The organism is Aquabacterium sp. TM01 (assembly GCF_057808345.1).
Genome location: NZ_AP046529.1, coordinates 1,322,834 through 1,340,726 on the forward strand (window position 1 = coordinate 1,322,834; position 17,893 = coordinate 1,340,726).

Consider the following 17,893-nt stretch of genomic DNA (forward strand, 5'->3'; position numbering starts at 1 on the left):
GGTCTATCTTGTCCTGGGTTAAATGCATCGGCAAGGGGACCTCTACAATCTGCCGTCCTTGAAAGGTAATGAATGTTTGATTTCGGGTTTTGGGCTTCGCTGCATGACAGCATCGTGCAGTGGGCAATCAATGGCTGGACGGATGCCAGTGGCTGGCAGATCCTGGCCTTCACCCTCATCGTGACGCACATCACAATCGCGTCCACGACCATTTTTCTGCATCGCTCCCAGGCGCACCGCGCGCTGGAGTTGCACGTCATTCCCTCGCATTTCTTCCGCTTCTGGCTGTGGCTGACCACCAGCACCGTCACCAAGCAATGGGTGGCCGTGCACCGCAAGCACCACGCCAAGTGCGAAACCGCCGAAGACCCGCATAGCCCCGTCACCCATGGCATCAAGACCGTGTTGCTACAAGGCCGCGAGCTCTATCGCGACGAGGCCATGAAGGCCGAAACGCTCAAGAAGTTCGGCCATGGCACCCCCGATGACTGGCTGGAACACCACCTCTACACCCCGCGCAACAACTGGGGCCCGATCGTCATGCTGGCGATCAACCTGGCCTTGTTCGGCGTCATCGGCATCACAGTCTGGGCGGTCCAGATGGCCTGGATCCCGATCACCGCAGCCGGCATCATCAATGGTCTGGGCCACTGGTGGGGCTACCGCAATTTCGAGGCCCCTGATGCCTCCACCAACATTTCGCCGTGGGGCATCATCATTGGCGGCGAAGAGCTGCACAACAACCACCACACCTACCCGACATCGGCCAAGCTGTCGGTCAAGACCTACGAGTTTGACATTGCCTGGGGCTACATCCGTGCCCTGGAAATGATGGGCCTGGCCAAGGTGCGCAAGATCCCGCCACGTTTGACATTGGGCGACATCAAGCCGGTGGCTGATGCGAAGACCTTGGAGGCCATTGTGGCCAATCGCTACGAGCTGATGGCCGGTTATGCCCGTGAAGTGCGTCGCACCTGTGCCAGCGAGGTGGCCCGCTTGAAAGCCAGCGGCCAGGTTGCCACTGCCGCCCAACTCAAACGTGTTCGCCACTGGGTGCACCGTGACGAAGCACAAATGCCTCTGGGCATGGCGCAACAGGTGCAGCAGGCTCGCGCCAGCTTGCCGCAGCTCGACCAGCTGATCGCGATGCGCGAAGAGCTGCGCGCCCTGTGGACCCGCACGAACGTCTCGGCCGAGCAACTGGTGCACGATCTGCAGGAGTGGTGCCATCGCGCAGAAGGCAGTGGCATTGCTGCCCTGCAGGAGTTCTCGCGCAAACTGCGTGCGGCTCACGCCTGACCGCCGCCTCGCCTCCCCACAAAAAGCCCCGCTGATGCGGGGTTTTTTTGTGGGTGCGCTGCCTGAATCAGGGCAAGCCCTCAAAGCGGGTCAGCTTGTCACATCCTGTAACGTGAACTTTGGCGCGATGCGTGTTGTTTTCGCATCGCGATTGGCGACTTTCCCCAAGGTGTCCTGGAGCCCCTGTCCTGTAATCTGAACTCGTTCTGTCAGTCAAAGCCGTGAACCTGTTGCCGGGTGAAAGGTGGGCACGAAACAGACGCCGACTGTGTCAACGCAGTCGCGCGATTTCAGTGACGGCAAAGGTTCGAACATGTGGCTTGATTTGGGGATCGGTGTCGTGGGGTGCATCCTTGGCGCAGGGGTGACCTGGTGGTACCAGCGACGTGCGTGGCTGGCTCGCGGCGTGTTGGTGCCGCAGTCCGAGGTGCAGGCGCAGCAACAGGCCTGGCAAGCCCAAATCGATGGGCTGCAGGCCCAACTGCAGGAGCAGGAGCACGCCCGGCAGCAGCAAGACACGGACGCGCACGCTCAACTGGCCCAGATGCGTGCCGGTCTGGAAGAACAGTTGCATCAGGTGCACAGCGGTGGCGCGCTCTCGCGCGAACAAGCCTTGCAGACCTGCAACCAGCTGGGGGCGGCCATCGACAAGCTGATGGGGCTGATCAAGACCTTCGAGCGCTGGCATGCCGACATGAGCGTGCTCATCTCTCACAACCGCGAAATGCACGATCGCAACGACGAGTTCGCCTCCATCGTGCGTCAGGTGATCATCGTTGCGCTCAATGCCTCCATCGAGGCGGCGCGGGCCGGTGAAATGGGCAAGGGCTTCGCGGTCGTGGCCAACGAAGTGCGTGGTCTGGCCAACCGGGCCGAGGCACTGTCCAAGGACTACAGCAACAACCTGCACAAGAACGACCTCATCACCACGACCACCTTCCAGGACCTGCAGGCCGGCGGCAAGATGATCATTGGCGCGGTGACCGAATTGCAGGTCATCAACAACAAGACCCGCACCATCTTGGTGGCCGAACCCGTCTGAGCAGCATGATCAGCCAGCAAGCTCAGGTCGGTTTCGAGTTCTTCGTCACCAACGCGCTCAAAGCAGCGGTGGTGTCATCGTCCGATGACCGCGTGGACGTCACCGTCCTCGACGACAGCAGCGAGATCCAGGAAGAACGCATGGTGTTGCTCACCGTGTCGTCCTACCTGTTTCGCGCCATCACCATGATGTCCTTCACGCTCGATGCCGGGACGCGACGCCATCTGGCGGCCATTCACCGTTCCACGCCCGAGGCCATGACCGAGGCCGATTACCTCGACGTCATTGGCGAGGTGGGCAACATCTTTTGTGGCGCGCTCAACCGCGACCTGTCGCACCACTTCCCCTACCTCGGCATGTCGACCCCCAATGTGCTGGAGCGCCAGTGCATTGATCACCTGGATGAGCTCGATGCCAGCTACATCCGGTATTTCCGTGTGGTCGTCAACGACGAGGTCACGTTTCACGCCAGCCTGTGCGTCTGCGATTTTGCCGACATCGATTTCCAGGCGGACACCTCCGTGGTCGAAGAAAGCCACGGCGAGTTGGAACTGTTCTGACCCTCCCTTTGCAAGAGACACACAACATGCAGGAAACCGCTCAACTGGTCAGCAAGGTGCTGGTGCTCAACGATGATGCCGAGGTTCGCGGGCACATCAAGGCATTTTGTGAGGCCCATCACCTCATTCCGGTGAAGCCGCAGGCCGGGGCGGCGCTGTCGGTGCTCAAGTCCAATGTGGATCTGGGCGCCATCTTCATGCAGGAGACCTACTCCGTGGAAGGGGGCAATGCGCTCGAACTCGCGCATGCCATCCACGCGATCCGCCCGGAGTTGCCCATCTTCCTGCGGCGTGACACGGTCTCTCACCTCGACGATCTGCCCGAGGCGGTTCGCGGCATCTTCACCGCGGCCTACACCACGGGCACCATCGACGATCTTGCACCCTTGATCGAGAAGAGCATCTTCAGCTTCCAGTATCCCAACGCGCTGGTGCGGGGCATCACCGAGATCACCAAGACCACGCTGGAGAACCAGTTCAAAGGCATCGAAGTTCGGAGCGAAGCTCCCTACATGGTGCGGGACCGGCTCATCTACGGTGAACTGTTCACGCTGATCCCACTAGAGAGCACCTGGTGTCGTGGCTACATGATGCTGCAGACCGAGGAAGATCCTCTCATCACCTACGTGGAGGACGGGCGCACCCACATCAAGCGTGATCCGGCCAACTTCCGGGACATTAACCATGTGATGGGCGAAGTCACCAACCTGATCTGGGGTGCGTTCAAGAACCGCTTCATTTCCAGCGAGCCGGTTGACTGGCGCCAGTCCCAGGTGCCGCTCATCGTCAACCACCAGCACCGCTACATCTCCTTCGGCTCCGAAGACCCGCAGCTGTGCTTTCGCTACACCCTGTTCGACCCGAAGGGGGAGGCGACCCCCCTGGTGCTGTACCAACGTTTTGTTTTCAACCTCAGCTGGGCGCCTGAAAAGTTCAAGGAGAACGAAGTGCTCACAGAGGACCTGTTCGAGTCGGGTGAACTCGAACTTTTCTGACCCAACTTTCTCAAGAGGTGATACACCATGGCACAAGTACTCGTCGTTGACGACTCCGCAACCGTCCGCAATGAAGTCGGAGATTTCCTCAAAAAGAGTGGCCTTGATGTGGTCACCGCGGTCGATGGGCGTGACGGGCTCGACAAGCTCAAGGCCGATGCGCGCATCAAGCTGGTGGTCAGTGACGTCAACATGCCCAACATGGACGGCTTGACCATGGCCGAGAAGATCCGCGGCGAGCTGCGCAACAGCGCGGTCAACATCATCATGCTGACCACGGAGAACACGCCCATCATGAAAGAGCGGGGCAAGGCGGCGGGTATCAAGGGCTGGATCGTCAAGCCGTTCAAGGGCGATGCCGTGATCGCCACCTTCAAAAAGCTGGCTGAAGCCTGAACGTCTCAGCCGTCTGTTTTTTTGCTCTTTGCTCGCAGACCGACGCATGTGACCACACGGGTCGCTGATCTGTTTGCTCGCCCTCCATCAGAGAGGTACACCTCATGTCCATCAGTCGTTTCCTGATGCTGGCCCTTTTGGGCATGCTGCTGTCCTGGACCGCTCGTGCGGCCGACACGCGTCCCGATTGCCACTCCTGTCACATCGAAATCCAGTCGCTCGACAAGCCTGTCAAATTGGCAGGCAAGTGGCTTTTCACCCGTGACGACCGCCCTGAAAACAAGAACCCGGTTCTGGACACCCAGGACTGGAAGCTGATCATGGCGCCCGGCCCCTGGAAACCCGCCTACAACGATGGCAAGGTGTTCACCGTCGGCTGGTACCGCGGCAACCTGAAGTTCGACCCCTCTCTCATCGGTCAGGAGGTCGTCTTCATGGTCAACACCTACATGGCGCGCATGCACGTGTACGTGGACGGCGAGGAGGTGTACCAACGGCCCCATGACATCAACGTCGAGCGCTACTACTCCATCCAGCCGATCCCGGTCCGCTTCAAAGTGAGCAAACCTGACCACGTGGTGGCCTTCCGTGTGGAAACGCCCCTCATGACCGGTGTCTACCAGCTGCCTTTCGAGGTGCACCGCTACAACCAGCATGACAGCAGCCTGGCGCTGTGGCAGTTCTGGGGCGGTGAAGCGCGCACCATCGCGGCGTACACGATGTTCGTGTTCGGGCTGTTCTTCCTGCTGGTCTACTCCAAGACCCAATACCCCCTGTACCTGACGGCAGCCCTGGCTGGCATCTTCATCTTCCCCTTCTTCGGCTCGCCTGGTGATTACTTCATGAAAGTGTTCAGCCCGGAGGTGATGCTCTATTCGCATTACACCGGTCTGATGGGTATTTTCATGTTCTACATGTTCGGGCAGTACATCACCCACCGCTTCCTGCCGCGACTCAACTGGGTGAAGGGTGGGGTGTACATCGTGCTGTGCGGCATCATCGGCAGCATGATGTTTGTGCCGAACGTCGAACTTTTCCAGAAGGTGCGCCCGGTTCTGTTTGTTCTGAACCTGATCTCCGGATCGATCAGCGCCTGGCAACTGCTGCGTGCCTGGCGTGAAGGCAAGTCGGGGGCCGCCATCCTGTCGGTGGCCATGTTGATTTTCCTGGGCACCGGTCTCAATGACGTGCTGCTGGCCTTGGGCAAGATCTCATCGGTGTCGCTGATCTTCACGGGCGTGTTGATCTACATGAGCGCCATGATGTACGTGGCCTCCACCCGGTTTGCAAACACCTTCATGGAGAACCGCAAACTCGTCAAGGACCTGCAGGGCATCAACGACAACCTCGAAGGCCTGGTCAGCGAGCGCACGGCGCAGCTGCGTGAAAAGAGCCAGGACATCCAGAGCATGCTGGAGAATCTGCCGCAGGGCGTGCTCACCGTCACGGCCAGCAACGAGGTGCACCCGGAGTACTCGGCCTACCTGGAAACCATTCTCGAAACCAAAGACATCGCGGGCAAGAACCTGATGTCCCTGCTGTTCAGCAACAGCTCTCTGGGTTCGGACGCGCTGTCCTCGGTCGAGGCCGCTGCCGCCAGCTGCGTGGGTGAAGACGTCATGAACTTCGAGTTCAACAGCCACCTGATGGTCACCGAGCTGGACAAGACCATGCCGGACGGCCGAGTGAAATCACTGGCCTTGAGCTGGTCACCCATCTGCAACGAAGACGACACGGTGGACAAGCTCATGGTCTGCGTGCGCGACGTCACCGAACTCAAGCGACTGGAGCAGGAGGCCTCGGAGCAAAAGCGCGAATTGGACATCATCGGCCAGATCCTGCCGGTGACCCAGGAGAAGTTCAGTGACTTCATCGATGGCTCGCGCCGCTTCATCGTCGAGAACCGCCAGCTCATCGAGCAAACTTCGGGCAAAGACCTGGACGCGGTGGCGCTGTTGTTCCGCAACATGCACACCATCAAGGGCAATGCGCGCACCTATGCCTTCATCCACCTGACCAACCTCGTGCACGAGGCCGAGCAGGCCTATGACCAGCTCCGCAAGGATCCCGACGCGGTCTGGAACGCGCCCGAGTTGTTGCAGACCCTGGACGGCGTCGAGGCGATGGTGGAAGAGTACGCTCGCATCAATGACAACGTGCTGGGGCGCAAGGGCCCTGGCCGCCGCGGCAGTGTCGAGCGGTACGCCTTGGTGGACCGCGAGCACCTGGCCGAGTCGCTGGACCTGCTGTCCGGTGTGAACCTCGACGATGCAGCGGCTTTGCGAGGTGCCCTCCAGCAGGTCAAGCTGACCCTGAGTCAGATCGGGACCGAGCGCCTGGAGAGTGTGCTGGCCGGTCAGCTCGACTCGCTGCCTTCCCTGGCGCGTGAGCTGGGCAAGGAGCCCCCGGTGATCCGCTTGCACGACCATCACGTGGTGGTGCAGAACCAGGTGGCGCCTTTGCTCAAGAACCTGTTCACCCACCTGCTGCGCAACGCGATGGACCACGGGCTGGAGACGGCGACCGAGCGTCTGGCGGCCGGCAAGCCTGCTGCGGGGCGCATTGACATCGAGATGAAGCTCGACGTGGGCGGCTTGCGCATCCGACTGCACGACGACGGACGTGGTCTGGCCCTGGCGCGCATCCGTTCGCGTGCCGTAGAGCAGGGGCTGCTCAATGCGGAGGAGGCCCGTTCGGACGAAGCTGTGGCTCAGACCATCTTCCTGTCCGGCTTTTCCACGGCCGAGCAGGTGACCGAAGTGTCCGGACGTGGGGTGGGCATGGACGCCGTGCGCGGCTTCTTGCAGCGTGAGGGCGGTGACGTCCACATTCACTTCCTCGACGCCAGCACGGGCGCCGATTTCCGTGCCTTCGACTTGGTGGTCAGCCTGCCTGCCCGCTTCGGCACCCAACTGGACCTGCCGGCTGAGGCGCCAACGCCTGACCGCCAACTCGCACCGCTGGCGGTGTGAGTCAAGGCGGGCAGGGCATGAGGGGCTGACGGCCTCTCATGTTCTGTGCCACACAAACAAAAAACCCGCCGGTTTGCACTGGCGGGTTTTTGAGTTTCTGCTGACCGGACTGGTCAGGCAGACAAGAAAGGCTGAATTACTTCAGCTTCACTTCCTTGTAGGCGACGTGCTTGCGTGCCTTGGGGTCGAACTTCATGAATTCCAGCTTTTGAGGCGTGGTCTTCTTGTTCTTGCTGGTGGTGTAGAAGTGGCCGGTACCCGCAGTGGATTCCAGCTTGATCTTTTCGCGTCCGCCTTTTGCAGCCATGATTCAGTCTCCAATTACAGTTCGCCGCGGGCGCGCAGGTCAACCAGGACCTGATCGATACCCACCTTGTCAATCAGACGCAGAGCGGCCGTGCTGATGCGCAGACGCACCCAGCGGTTTTCGCTTTCGACCCAGAAACGACGGTACTGCAGGTTGGGCAGGAAACGACGCTTGGTCTTGTTGTTGGCGTGGGAAACATTGTTCCCGGACATCGGGCCCTTGCCCGTGACTTGACAGACGCGTGCCATGACGCTTCTCCGTTCGCTGTAATTGCGCTTATGTTGCGAATCGGTGCCCAGAGCAGGGGTGCTCATTGCTGAACCAGACCCTGTTGAAGCACCCTTCCGGAAGCGTCGACGTCAAAAGCCACCATGTGGCCTGCAATGACGCATCTACTCCGGGACGAGTTGTGCAAAAACCGAGATTATAGCCAGATTCTTCGGTCTTGGCAAAGAGGAGGCGACAAACAAGCCGCCATCCCCCCGATCAGGCTGTGCCTTGCTCCAGAAAGCGCTGGGCATCCAGGGCGGCCATGCAGCCGGTGCCGGCGCTGGTGATCGCCTGGCGGTAGACGTGATCCTGCACATCGCCGGCGGCAAACACGCCCGGCACGCTCGTCATCGTGGCAAAACCATTGTTGCCACCGCGCGTGACGATGTAGCCGTCCTTCATCTCCAGTTGGCCCTTGAAAATGTCGGTGTTGGGCTGGTGGCCGATCGCGATGAAGCAGCCCTTGAGCGGCAACTCCTTGAGGCTGTTGTCGTCCACGTTCTTCAGGCGCACGCCGGTGACGCCGCTCTGGTCGCCCAGCACCTCGTCCAGCACATTGAACACGTGCAGTTCGATCGTGCCGGCGGCCACTTTCTCGTACAGCTTGTCGATCAGGATGGGTTCCGCGCGGAACTTGTCGCGGCGGTGGATCAGGTGCACCTTGCTGGCGATGTTTGACAGGTACAGCGCCTCCTCGACCGCGGTGTTGCCGCCGCCGACCACGCAGACCTCCTGGTTGCGGTAGAAGAAACCATCACAGGTGGCGCAGCCGCTCACGCCACGGCCCATGAAGGCCTCCTCGGAAGGCAGGCCCAGGTATTTGGCCGAGGCGCCGGTGGCGATGATCAGGGCCTCGGTCGTGTAGGTGCCGGCGTCGCCCTTGAGGGTGAAGGGGCGCTTGGTCAGGTCCACCTCGTTGATCTGGTCAAAGATCATGCTGGTGTGGAAGCGCTCGGCGTGCTGCTGGAAACGCTGCATCAGGTCCGGGCCTTGCACGCCGTGCACGTCGGCGGGCCAGTTGTCCACTTCGGTGGTGGTCATCAGCTGGCCGCCTTGGGCAATGCCGGTGATCAAGGTGGGCTTGAGGTTGGCGCGCGCGGCATAGATGCCCGCGGTGTAGCCCGCAGGGCCGGAGCCCAAGATCAGGACTTGGCTGTGTTGTGGAGTACTCATGGCTTGGCCTTTCTGTGTGTGTGTATGCTACAGCCACGTCAGTGGCCGTTGCGCACAAGGGCAAATTCCGATGGGCTGCGTCACGCTGCCTCGTTAAAGTGCTAAAAATTAACGGTGTATTGTCGAAAATTGTAGAGACAGGTTGTGTGTCGCACTGATTTCGGGTGGGAAAGCCCGCTCGCTGCCATGTTTTTGACCTGAGTACCTGTCTGATAAAAGAGGAGCGTTCATGGCCATGCTGTCCAATCTCGACCTGATCCGTCGAGTCCCGTTGTTTTCAATGCTCACGCAGGCTCAGGCCGAGTCAATTGCAGAGGGCGTGGTCAAGCGTCGCTACCGCAGGGGTGAGTTGATTGTCGAGCGGGGTCGCAAGACCAATGCGCTGTTCATCCTGCTCACCGGTCGCGCCCGTGTGGTCGCCGCCGACGAGCGGGGTCGCGAGGTCATCCTGGCTGTGCTGGAAGCGGGCGACTACCTGGGCGAGATGAGCCTGATCGACAACGAGCCGCATTCGGCCACCGTCCGTGCCGAGGTGCAAACCGATGTGCTGGTTCTGGGTCGCCCCGAGTTCGCGCGCTGCCTGCCCGAGAACTCCTCCCTGTCTTACGCCATCCTGCGCGGCCTCGTGCAGCGCCTGCGGGCTGCCGACCGTCAGATCGAGTCCCTGGCCCTGCTGGACGTCTATGGGCGTGTGGCGCGTGCCTTGCTCGACATGGCCGATGAAGACGCCGGCGAGAAGGTCATCCGCGGCAAGGTCTCCCGCCAGGATCTGGCCAAGCATGTGGGCGCCTCCCGCGAAATGGTCAGTCGCGTCATGAAAGACCTGGAAGAGCGCGGCCTGATCGAAACCCAGGAAACCGGCAGCGTGGTGCTCAAGGAGCGCCTGGCCAACACCGCCTGATCCGGCCGGCAGCCCCAGCCTGAGCGAATGCCCCTTGCGAGGGGCATTTTGCTGCGCGCACGTCAGCGCGAGGCGGGGCAAAAAGCGCTCACAATGTCGCCATGACATTTCCGCTGGGATCTCTACATTCTGACACCGGAGGCTCGGGCAAGGGCGCTGAGCGCCGCGCTGAACCTGCCAGTCCCGCTCGCACCACCGGGCGTCTGCACCGCGTGCCCAAAGCGCCGGTGGTCGCACCGGTCGAGCCCCTGGAGCAGACCTTGCGCTTCCAGGCGGCGCTGCTGCTGGGGGGAGTCCTGTGGATCCTCGTGGTCTTGGCCATGGCCAGTCACAACCGGCTCGATCCGGCGTTCACCACGTCGGGACAGCATGCCGTGCCCCACAACTGGGTGGGGCAGTTGGGGGCCTATGTGTCCGACATCCTGCAGATGCTGCTGGGCCACTCGGCCTGGTGGCTACCGGTGGTCGGCCTGCGCGTGTGGTTGGGGGCTTTGGCCCTCTGGATGCGACGCGACACAGCGCGCAGCGTCGCGCGGGCGCCCGTGCCCGTTGAGGTCGATGCACCGGTGACCGGGACATGGCGGGTCTGGCTGGGGCTGGTGCTGTTGCTGTCCGCCAGTTGTGCGCTGGAGTGGTCGCGCCTGTACCGCCATGAAATCTTGCTCGCTGGCGAGCAGGCGGGCGGCGTGCTGGGCCTGATGCTGGGTCAATGGGGCATGCGCTGGCTGGGCTTCAATGGCTCGGGCGTGTTGTGGATTGCCTTGCTGGTGGCCGGCAGTGCCCTGGCCCTGCGCTTTTCCTGGCTGGACCTGGCCGAGCGCATCGGGCAGTTGTTCGATCGCCTGCGTCAGCAGCGCGAAACCCAGCGCGAGGTCGCGCAGGACATCCGCATTGGTGAGAAGGCTGCCATTGAACGGGAGCGCGTCGTTGAAGAGGTGCGCCAGGAGGCTCCGATTGAGCCCATCCCGCTGATCATCGAGCAACCGGTGGTCGAGGTGCCCAAGTCCGATCGCGTCACCAAAGAAAAGCAAAAGCCGCTGTTTGCCGAGATGGCCGATGGCAAGCTGCCGCAGATCGATCTGCTGGACGCCGCACCAGGCCGCACCGAAACGATCACCACCGAGTCGTTGGAGATGACCTCGCGGCTGATCGAGAAGAAGCTCAAGGACTTCGGCGTGGAGGTGCGCGTGGTGGCCGCTTCGCCGGGCCCCGTCATCACGCGCTACGAAATCGAGCCAGCCACCGGCGTGAAGGGCTCGCAGATCGTCAACCTGGCCAAGGACCTGGCCCGCTCGCTGTCGCTGGTGTCCATCCGTGTGGTCGAAACCATTCCCGGCAAGAACCTGATGGCGCTGGAGTTGCCCAACGCCAAACGCCAGATGATCCGCCTTACCGAGATCTTAGGCTCGCAGGTGTACCACGAGGCCCACTCGATGCTGAGCATTGGTCTGGGTAAGGACATCGTCGGCTCGCCCGTCGTGGCCGACCTGGCCAAGATGCCGCACTGTCTGGTGGCCGGTACCACCGGTTCCGGCAAATCGGTGGGCATCAACGCGACCATCTTGAGCCTGCTCTACAAAGCCGAAGCGCGCGATGTGCGCCTGATCCTGATCGATCCGAAGATGCTCGAAATGAGCATGTACGAAGGCATCCCGCACCTGCTGTGTCCGGTCGTGACCGACATGAAACAGGCCGGCAACGCCCTCAACTGGGCGGTGGGCGAGATGGAGCGGCGCTACAAGCTCATGTCCAAGATGGGTGTGCGCAACCTGGCGGGCTACAACAAGAAGATGGACGAGGCCAAGGCGCGGGGCGAACTGATCCCCAACCCCTTCAGCCTCACGCCCGACGAGCCCGAGCCGCTGGACCGCATGCCACACATCGTCATCGTGATTGACGAGCTGGCCGACCTGATGATGGTGGTGGGCAAGAAGATCGAAGAGTTGATCGCGCGACTGGCCCAGAAGGCCCGTGCCGCGGGCATTCACCTGATCCTGGCGACACAGCGCCCCTCGGTGGACGTGATCACCGGCCTGATCAAGGCCAACATCCCCACGCGCATTTCCTTCCAGGTTTCCAGCAAGATCGACAGCCGCACCATCCTCGACCAGATGGGTGCAGAGGCGCTGCTGGGGCAGGGTGACATGCTCTATCTGCCTTCCGGCTCGGGCCTGCCGATGCGGGTGCACGGCGCCTTCGTCAGTGACGAAGAGGTGCACCGTGTGGTGGAGTACATCAAGTCGCAAGGTGAGCCCAACTACATTGAAGGCATCCTCGAAGGTGGCAACCTTAGTGACGAGGGCAGCAACCTGGATGGCTCGCCGATGGGCGGCGGTGACGGCGAGCAGGACCCGATGTACGACAACGCCGTGGCCGTTGTGCTGCAGCATCGCAAGGCGTCCATCTCGCTGGTGCAGCGCCACCTGCGCATCGGTTACAACCGGGCGGCGCGCCTGCTGGAACAAATGGAGAAATCTGGACTCGTATCCAGCATGGCCACCAACGGCAACCGCGAGCTGATCGTTCCGGCCCGAGGCGGAGAGGGGGCTGCCACTTCGGCGCCCTGGGATGAGGCGTGAAGAGATGCGACTGATGCAGACATGGGGACTGGCCGGCACGCTGGCCGTGGGGCTGACGATGGTGTGCAGCGTGGCGCAGGCAGATGCCGTGGCCAGCTTGCGTGCCTTCGTCAAAGACGTGCAGACAGGGCGGGGGGCGTTCACTCAAACGGTGACCTCACCGGATGGCAAGAAAACCCGTAAATCCAAGGGATCGCTGGAATTTCAGCGTCCGAACCGGTTTCGTTTTGCCTACACCACGCCCACGGAACAACTCATCGTGGGGGATGGCAAACAGGTCTGGCTGCACGATGTCGACCTGAACCAGGTGACCGTGCGCCCCATGAGTGAAGCGGTTGGCGCCACGCCTGCAGCCTTGCTGGCGGGTGGGGCACTGGACAAGGATTTCACCCTCCGTAACGTGCCTGTGTTGTCATCGAGTGCGGCGACCGCGGCCTCGATGCCTCTACAAGCAACGTCTTTGGAATGGGTGGAAGCCTTGCCCCGCCACAAAGAGGGGCAATTCCAGTCCGTTCGTGTCGGATTCAGAAAAGGGCAGTTGGCCGCCCTGGAAATTCTGGACAGCTTCGGCCAGCGCTCACGGCTGGACTTTGCGCAATTCGAGTCGAAAGTGACCTTGCCGGCCACCCGTTTTCAGTTCACACCGCCCGCTGGGGCCGATGTGCTGCGACAGCCTTGACGACATGGGCGTCAGGCCTTCTTCCTGATGTCTTTTGAATGATTCAGGCCCGTTCGATGCGGGCCTGAATTTTTTCGGGTCTGGCTCAGGACGACCGAAGCGGCCGCCCTGAAGCTGAACAAGGTCTGATCAGACCTTGAGTCCATCAGCCTTCACGCTTGCCGAAACCGGGGCGCTTGCCACCAAAGCCAGGCTTGGGACCGCCGGACTTGAAGCCAGGCTTGCTGCCGAAAGGCTTGTCACCAAACGACTTCTCGCCGAAGGACTTCTCACCAAACGACTTGCCGTGTGCAGGCTTGCCACCGAAAGGCTTGTCGCCAAACGGTTTGCCACCGTGCGGACGGTCACCGAAAGCGGGGCGGTCGCCGAAGGCCGGACGATCACCGAAGGCCGGGCGGTCACCGCGGGGGCGATCACCAAAGGCAGGACGGTCACCGAAGGACGGGCGATCACCGAACGGACGGTCACCACGGGGTGCCGGACGGTCGCCGAAAGCAGGGCGATCACCATACGGGCGGTCTTGGCGAGGACGGTCGGCAAAAGCCGGACGATCGCCACCGAAACCACCACGGTCACCACCAAAGTTGCCGCGATCGTTGCCGCCGAAGCCGCCTTCACGCTTGCCGCCAAAGCCGCCACGATCACCACCACGGTCGCCGCCGAAGCCACCACGGTCACCACCGAAACCGCCACGATCGCCACCACGGTCACCAAAGCGCGGAGCGCCACGGTCGTCACGGTTGCGATGACCTGGCATGGGCTTGCCCATGCGGGGGCCACGGCTGTCTGGTGCAGCAAAGCCGCCCGACTTCATCTTGGGCTCCAGGCCCTCGATCGCCGACTCAGGGATGCGTTGCGTGGTGTAGCGCTCAATGCGACGCACCATACCGATGTCACGGCGCTCGGCCAGGGTCACAGCCAAACCGCTGCGGCCCGCACGACCGGTACGGCCAATGCGGTGCACATAGTCTTCGGCCTTCATGGGCATGCCGTAGTTGATCACGTGGGTGATCGTGGGCACGTCGATGCCGCGAGCGGCCACGTCGGTGGCGACCAGCACGCGCAGCTGACGGCTGCGCAGGCCTTGCAACACGCGGTTGCGGCGACCTTGCGGCATGCCACCGTGCAGGGCGGCCACGGAGTGACCCATGTCAGCCAGGCGGTCGGCCAGGATGTCGGCATCGCGCTGCGTGCTGGTGAAGATCACCGCTTGATCGACAGCCTTGTCGGTCAGCAGATGGTCCAGCAGCTGGTTCTTGTGCTGCAGGCTGTCGGCCAGGTGCAGACGCTGTTCGATGTTGTCATGGCTGTCGGTGTGCGACGCCACTTCGATGGTCACGGCATTGCGGGTCAGACGCGCGGCCAGTTGGCCCACGTGACCGGCAAAGGTCGCGCTGAACATCAGGGTTTGACGCTCGGCCGGGGTGCGCTCGACGATGGTTTCGATGTCATCGATGAAGCCCATGTCCAGCATGCGGTCGGCTTCGTCCAGGATCAGCACTTCCAGGTTGTCGAGCACGGCAGCGCCGGTGTTCAGGTGGTCGAGCAGACGGCCAGGGGTGGCGATCAGCACATCCAGCGGGCCCTTCAGAGCCTTGAGCTGGTAAGCGTAAGGCACGCCGCCCACCACGGTGGCGACACGCAGGCCTTGCATGTGGCGACCATAGGTGTCAGCAGCCTTGGCCACCTGCATGGCCAACTCGCGGGTCGGAGCCAGCACCAGCACGCGGGGGCCATGCACCTTGCCCTTTTCGCGGCGCTTGGTGTTGTCGCCACGGGCGGCAATGATGCGCTCCAGCGAAGGCAGCATGAAAGCGGCGGTCTTGCCGCTGCCGGTGCTGGAAGCCACGCGCAGGTCGGCGCCGTTCATGGCGGCAGGGATGGCCTGGATTTGCACGGCGGTCGGCTGGGTGTAACCCGAGTCAGCCAGGGCGCGGCACAGTTCAGGGCTCAGGCCCAGATCATCAAAGCGTGCACCAGTGGCCTCTTCGGTCGCGTCAGCGGTTTCGGCGCCGAACACTTCGGCTTCGATGCGTTGTGCCAGGGCGTCCAGCTGCGAAGGGGCTGCGGTGGAGATGATTTCGTTTTCGTTCGACATAACTTCTTTCAAGCAATGCAAAGCGCTGCCACTTGTCGATGAAACGACAAGAAACAAACGCCACGGCCAAGCCATTGATCAATCGATCAAATGGCCTGAGCCAGGTGGAGTCGCTATGGATTTCGTGTACAGACTTCGTGGCGGGCGCACTCGGCGCAATGAGAGGCCACGGTGAGTCGGTTGGGAAAGCGACGGCATCGCCGCCAACCGGAACTCAAGACACGCTCTTGGCAGGTACCCGACGGTACTGCCCGGCTTGAAAAAGGTCAGAGGGGATGAACTTTGTGATTCGACGTCTTGCAATGGCTGCAAAACAACGAATACATAGAGTTTCCCATAAGTGACAGCGTTTGTCCAGCACTGTTTTGCGCCGACGTTGGCGAGTCGGGTCGCTGCTGCGACAATCTTGCCATGCAAGACAGCCTCTCCCTTGATCTGCCAGAGCCCTCGGGTGGCGCTGGTGCAGCAGGCGTGCGCCTGACCATGCCCGAGGCGCCGGGGCTGGGCGCCCCGCTGGCCGAGCGCCTGCGTCCGCGCACGATCGACGAGGTCGTGGGGCAGGACCACCTGCTGGGCCCGGGCCAACCTGTGCGCGTCGCTTTCGAGTCGGGCCAACCCCATTCCATGATCTTGTGGGGCCCGCCTGGCGTGGGCAAAACCACCTTGGCGCGCCTGATGGCCTATGCCTTTGACGCGCAGTTCCTCGCCATCTCGGCCGTGCTGGGCGGCGTCAAGGACATCCGCGAGGCCGTCGAGAAGGCGCAGGTGGCGCGACGTGCTGGGCGCCGCACCATCGTGTTCGTCGACGAGGTGCACCGCTTCAACAAGGCGCAGCAAGACGCCTTCTTGCCGCATGTCGAATCGGGCCTGTTCACCTTCATCGGCGCGACCACCGAGAACCCTTCGTTCGAGGTCAATGCCGCCTTGCTGTCGCGCGCGACCGTGCATGTGCTGCGCGGCATGGACGAAGCGGCCATGCAGACCTTGCTGGCGCGCGGCCAAGCCGAGTTGGCGGGCCCCAGCCTCACACCCGAGGCCCGTGCCCGCCTGATTGCCTACGCTGACGGCGATGCGCGCCGCGTGCTCAACACCTACGAGACCCTGGCCGGGATGCTCAAGGGGCGCGACAGCATCGACGAGGTGACGCTGGAGAAGTCCCTGGGCGAACAGCTGCGTCGTTACGACAAGGGCGGAGACCAGTTCTACGACACCATCTCGGCCTTGCACAAGTCGGTGCGGGGCTCCGACCCGGATGCGGCGCTGTACTGGTTCGTGCGCATGGTCGATGGCGGGGTGGACCCGCGCTACATCGTGCGACGCCTGATCCGCATGGCCAGTGAAGACATCGGCTTGGCCGACCCGCGCGCCTTGCGCATGGCGCTGGATGCCGGGGAAACCTACGAACGCCTCGGCTCACCCGAAGGCGAGCTGACCCTGGCCCAGTGTGTGATCTATCTGGCTGTGGCGCCCAAGAGCAACGCGGCCTACACGGCTTACAAGGCGGTGCGCGCCTGGGTCAAGCAGGACACCACGCGACCCGTGCCCATGCACCTGCGCAATGCGCCCACCAAGCTGATGAAGACGCTGGGGCACGGTGACGGCTACCGCTACGCCCATGACGAACCGGGCGGTGTCGCGGCCGGTGAACGCTATTTCCCGGATGGCATGGCGCCGCAGGCGTTTTACCAACCCGTGCCGCGTGGGCTGGAGATCAAGATTGGCGAGCGCGTGAGGCAGTTGCGCGTGGCACTGGGGGATGGGCGCGCGGGGGAGGCGGCATCCGACGAGTCCCCCGGTGTATGACCGCTTCCCGCTCGTGAGCGTCAGGGCAGCGTGATCGTGATGTTCGCCACCTGCGGCGCCAGTTGCACGATGTGATGGGCCTGGCCGAGGGACTCGGAGGTGTGCTGCCCCAGTTGCCAGCGCAAGCCGGTGTAAGCCAGCAAGGCCATCAAGCCAAACACCGACGCCACGACCCACAGCGGCACTTCGTTCTTGAGCTGATGCTGGATGCGGTCCGGCGCAGCCCAGTGCGGGGCAAAGCCCGCACCCTGGCCCTTGATGCGGGCAATCTCGTCACCCAGGCGGGCGGTCAAGTAGCCGAGCTTCTCGGAGCCTTCGATGAGGTACTTGCCCTGGAAGCCCAGCAGCAGGCACATGTGGAACACCTCCATGGCCTGCACGCGCGGTGCCCCTTGGCGACGCAGCTCTTCGAGCTTTTCGAAGAACTGCTCGCCAGCGAGTTGCTCGCCAAAGAACTGAACCTGCAGCGGCAGGCGCTGCCAGGCTTCCTTGACCTTGAAGCCCGACATCAGCACAGCCTCATCCACGGTGGCGCAGAAGGCGTACTTGCAGGCGTACACGTCTTCGGCCGACGCGTTCATCCGGGTGGCGCCACGCTCGAAAGCGGTCAGGAACTGCTTGATGCTTTCGCGAAACGCATCGGCATCAAGCGGGGCGTGCTTGCCCTTGAGCAGGAACAGCAGGTAAAAGCCGTCGTACATCAGGTCGAGCAGGCTGTGTGCTTCGGTGGGTGCCGCGGCGAGCGCAGCATGCGCGGTGTGAGCCGGCGAAGGCGAGCCAAACAGCGAGGGGGCTTTGGAGGTCATGAGCGGGGCTCTC

General features: G+C 62.4%; 15 protein-coding genes. 10 read left to right on the forward strand and 5 right to left on the reverse strand.

Annotation, left to right across the window (positions count from 1 at the left end; genetic code table 11):
* Positions 1-72 precede the first annotated feature (72 nt).
* The 6 genes from AC3WW4_RS06130 to AC3WW4_RS06155 all read left to right on the forward strand — a co-directional run bounded on the left by AC3WW4_RS06130 (position 73) and on the right by AC3WW4_RS06155 (position 7,264).
* Entirely contained in the window at positions 73-1,299 is a 1,227-nt protein-coding gene (locus tag AC3WW4_RS06130; RefSeq protein WP_488827488.1) for a DesA family fatty acid desaturase, read from the forward strand.
* Positions 1,300-1,612: 313 nt separating this feature from the next.
* Entirely contained in the window at positions 1,613-2,341 is a 729-nt protein-coding gene (locus AC3WW4_RS06135; protein WP_488827489.1) for a methyl-accepting chemotaxis protein, read from the forward strand.
* Between the two features lie 5 nt (positions 2,342-2,346).
* Positions 2,347-2,901 (forward strand): hypothetical protein, encoded by a 555-nt coding sequence (locus AC3WW4_RS06140; protein WP_488827490.1) that lies wholly within the window; start codon positions 2,347-2,349, stop codon positions 2,899-2,901.
* A 26-nt stretch (positions 2,902-2,927) separates the two neighbouring features.
* Positions 2,928-3,896 carry a chemotaxis protein CheX gene (locus AC3WW4_RS06145; protein WP_488827491.1) on the forward strand — a complete coding sequence of 323 codons (969 nt, stop codon included), beginning with the start codon at positions 2,928-2,930 and terminating at the stop codon, positions 3,894-3,896.
* 27 nt (positions 3,897-3,923) lie between these two features.
* The gene (locus AC3WW4_RS06150; RefSeq protein ID WP_488827492.1) at positions 3,924-4,292 is read left to right on the forward strand and encodes a response regulator; all 369 of its coding nucleotides are present in this window, start codon (positions 3,924-3,926) and stop codon (positions 4,290-4,292) included.
* 104 nt (positions 4,293-4,396) lie between these two features.
* Entirely contained in the window at positions 4,397-7,264 is a 2,868-nt protein-coding gene (locus AC3WW4_RS06155) for an ATP-binding protein (RefSeq protein ID WP_488827493.1), read from the forward strand.
* A 136-nt stretch (positions 7,265-7,400) separates the two neighbouring features.
* Here the strand turns inward: AC3WW4_RS06155 and rpmG are convergent, their stop codons facing one another.
* From rpmG to trxB, 3 genes are all read right to left on the reverse strand, one after another.
* Positions 7,401-7,571: a 50S ribosomal protein L33 gene (gene rpmG, locus AC3WW4_RS06160; RefSeq protein WP_133605870.1), complete on the reverse strand. Its 171-nt coding sequence runs from the start codon at positions 7,569-7,571 to the stop codon at positions 7,401-7,403.
* 14 nt (positions 7,572-7,585) lie between these two features.
* On the reverse strand, positions 7,586-7,819 hold the full coding sequence (rpmB, locus tag AC3WW4_RS06165) for a 50S ribosomal protein L28 (protein ID WP_290731615.1): 234 nt from the start codon (positions 7,817-7,819) through the stop codon (positions 7,586-7,588).
* A gap of 238 nt (positions 7,820-8,057) precedes the next feature.
* Entirely contained in the window at positions 8,058-9,014 is a 957-nt protein-coding gene (gene trxB / locus AC3WW4_RS06170; RefSeq protein ID WP_488827494.1) for a thioredoxin-disulfide reductase, read from the reverse strand.
* A gap of 229 nt (positions 9,015-9,243) precedes the next feature.
* Between trxB and AC3WW4_RS06175 the strand changes: the two genes are divergently transcribed.
* From AC3WW4_RS06175 to lolA, 3 genes are all read left to right on the forward strand, one after another.
* Positions 9,244-9,915, forward strand: a complete 672-nt coding sequence (locus tag AC3WW4_RS06175) for a Crp/Fnr family transcriptional regulator (protein ID WP_320362688.1) — start codon at positions 9,244-9,246, stop codon at positions 9,913-9,915.
* 101 nt (positions 9,916-10,016) lie between these two features.
* Positions 10,017-12,494, forward strand: coding sequence for a DNA translocase FtsK (locus tag AC3WW4_RS06180; protein ID WP_488827495.1), 2,478 nt, complete (start codon positions 10,017-10,019; stop codon positions 12,492-12,494).
* Positions 12,495-12,507: 13 nt separating this feature from the next.
* Positions 12,508-13,173: an outer membrane lipoprotein periplasmic chaperone LolA gene (gene lolA / locus AC3WW4_RS06185; RefSeq protein ID WP_488827496.1), complete on the forward strand. Its 666-nt coding sequence runs from the start codon at positions 12,508-12,510 to the stop codon at positions 13,171-13,173.
* A gap of 145 nt (positions 13,174-13,318) precedes the next feature.
* Here the strand turns inward: lolA and AC3WW4_RS06190 are convergent, their stop codons facing one another.
* On the reverse strand, positions 13,319-15,271 hold the full coding sequence (locus AC3WW4_RS06190) for a DEAD/DEAH box helicase (protein ID WP_488827497.1): 1,953 nt from the start codon (positions 15,269-15,271) through the stop codon (positions 13,319-13,321).
* Between the two features lie 483 nt (positions 15,272-15,754).
* Here AC3WW4_RS06190 and AC3WW4_RS06195 point away from each other — a divergent pair, with 483 nt between their 5' ends.
* Positions 15,755-17,074 carry a replication-associated recombination protein A gene (locus AC3WW4_RS06195; RefSeq protein WP_488829696.1) on the forward strand — a complete coding sequence of 440 codons (1,320 nt, stop codon included), beginning with the start codon at positions 15,755-15,757 and terminating at the stop codon, positions 17,072-17,074.
* Positions 17,075-17,094: 20 nt separating this feature from the next.
* Here the strand turns inward: AC3WW4_RS06195 and icmH are convergent, their stop codons facing one another.
* Positions 17,095-17,880, reverse strand: coding sequence for a type IVB secretion system protein IcmH/DotU (gene icmH / locus AC3WW4_RS06200; RefSeq protein WP_488827498.1), 786 nt, complete (start codon positions 17,878-17,880; stop codon positions 17,095-17,097).
* Positions 17,881-17,893: the final 13 nt, after the last annotated feature.

Coding starts and splice junctions, on each gene's coding strand:
- AC3WW4_RS06130 (WP_488827488.1), top strand. CDS start 73: ATGTTTGATTTCGGGTTTTGGGCTTCGCTGCATGACAGCATCGTGCAG.
- AC3WW4_RS06135 (WP_488827489.1), top strand. CDS start 1,613: ATGTGGCTTGATTTGGGGATCGGTGTCGTGGGGTGCATCCTTGGCGCA.
- AC3WW4_RS06140 (WP_488827490.1), top strand. CDS start 2,347: ATGATCAGCCAGCAAGCTCAGGTCGGTTTCGAGTTCTTCGTCACCAAC.
- AC3WW4_RS06145 (WP_488827491.1), top strand. CDS start 2,928: ATGCAGGAAACCGCTCAACTGGTCAGCAAGGTGCTGGTGCTCAACGAT.
- AC3WW4_RS06150 (WP_488827492.1), top strand. CDS start 3,924: ATGGCACAAGTACTCGTCGTTGACGACTCCGCAACCGTCCGCAATGAA.
- AC3WW4_RS06155 (WP_488827493.1), top strand. CDS start 4,397: ATGTCCATCAGTCGTTTCCTGATGCTGGCCCTTTTGGGCATGCTGCTG.
- rpmG (WP_133605870.1), bottom strand. CDS start 7,571: ATGGCTGCAAAAGGCGGACGCGAAAAGATCAAGCTGGAATCCACTGCG.
- rpmB (WP_290731615.1), bottom strand. CDS start 7,819: ATGGCACGCGTCTGTCAAGTCACGGGCAAGGGCCCGATGTCCGGGAAC.
- trxB (WP_488827494.1), bottom strand. CDS start 9,014: ATGAGTACTCCACAACACAGCCAAGTCCTGATCTTGGGCTCCGGCCCT.
- AC3WW4_RS06175 (WP_320362688.1), top strand. CDS start 9,244: ATGGCCATGCTGTCCAATCTCGACCTGATCCGTCGAGTCCCGTTGTTT.
- AC3WW4_RS06180 (WP_488827495.1), top strand. CDS start 10,017: ATGACATTTCCGCTGGGATCTCTACATTCTGACACCGGAGGCTCGGGC.
- lolA (WP_488827496.1), top strand. CDS start 12,508: ATGCAGACATGGGGACTGGCCGGCACGCTGGCCGTGGGGCTGACGATG.
- AC3WW4_RS06190 (WP_488827497.1), bottom strand. CDS start 15,271: ATGTCGAACGAAAACGAAATCATCTCCACCGCAGCCCCTTCGCAGCTG.
- AC3WW4_RS06195 (WP_488829696.1), top strand. CDS start 15,755: ATGCCCGAGGCGCCGGGGCTGGGCGCCCCGCTGGCCGAGCGCCTGCGT.
- icmH (WP_488827498.1), bottom strand. CDS start 17,880: ATGACCTCCAAAGCCCCCTCGCTGTTTGGCTCGCCTTCGCCGGCTCAC.